This is a genomic window from Vibrio sp. 10N.222.49.C9, assembly GCF_041474985.1.
In the GTDB taxonomy this organism is placed as follows: domain Bacteria; phylum Pseudomonadota; class Gammaproteobacteria; order Enterobacterales; family Vibrionaceae; genus Vibrio; species Vibrio crassostreae_C.
In genome coordinates this window covers 1-690 of the sequence record NZ_JBFRVD010000497.1, presented here as the reverse complement: position 1 = coordinate 690, position 690 = coordinate 1, and the positions used below count along the sequence as shown (strand labels likewise).

The window sequence follows — 690 nt, the reverse complement described above, 5'->3', positions numbered from 1 at the left end:
TGCTTGAGCTAGCTCTGGTTGAGCCGCCAGTAGATTAAGAGCAATGCTATAGCGCTGCAGTGTTTCAGAGATAGTGCGAGACAGTAACTGCAGGGTATGGATATTGGTCTGATTAAGATTAACCATATCACCCTCAACCTCAATCAACTGTTGAGAGAGAAACTCCTGCACTATTTGTTCAACCTTGTCTTCCAGTTGCTCACTATCGTATGAAAGGAACAGCTCTTTTTGTAAGAACGGATACAAAACAGCGATATTGCGCTTCAATCTCGTGATAGTACAGTCAGGCAATTGGATAATTAGCTGTGCTAGCAGTGAAGGTAGAGCGAGCATATGAATGATGTTATTACGATAGTAGGTCATCAGAACAGATTGATGACGGTCTAAGGATATGATCTCACCCATGCTGTCAGAATCGACCACAAACTTATCCAGTGAGGTAGCGTGCGCTACTAGCTCTTCAGCACTGCTATCCGGAGTGGTGGCAAAACTGGTGTATGGCACATTGCGTAAAATACTAAGGTAGCAATTAATCTGATTGATTAAGCTTTCCTTAGTTAGCGCTCTTTGTCTTGAAGCTAATAATGCTGTCGCCGTTAGCGTCAGCGCGTTAGCCGCAGCGGCATCATTGATATGCGTCATCATCTTTTCAGCGATAGCATTGACTGTAGGAGTCATCCACGTTGGCTT

At 44.2% G+C, this 690-nt stretch carries 1 pseudogene; it reads right to left on the bottom strand.

The annotated features are described in order from the left end of the window. Nucleotides 1–690: pseudogene (locus AB4585_RS24165) on the bottom strand (glycerol-3-phosphate 1-O-acyltransferase); the annotation flags it as partial.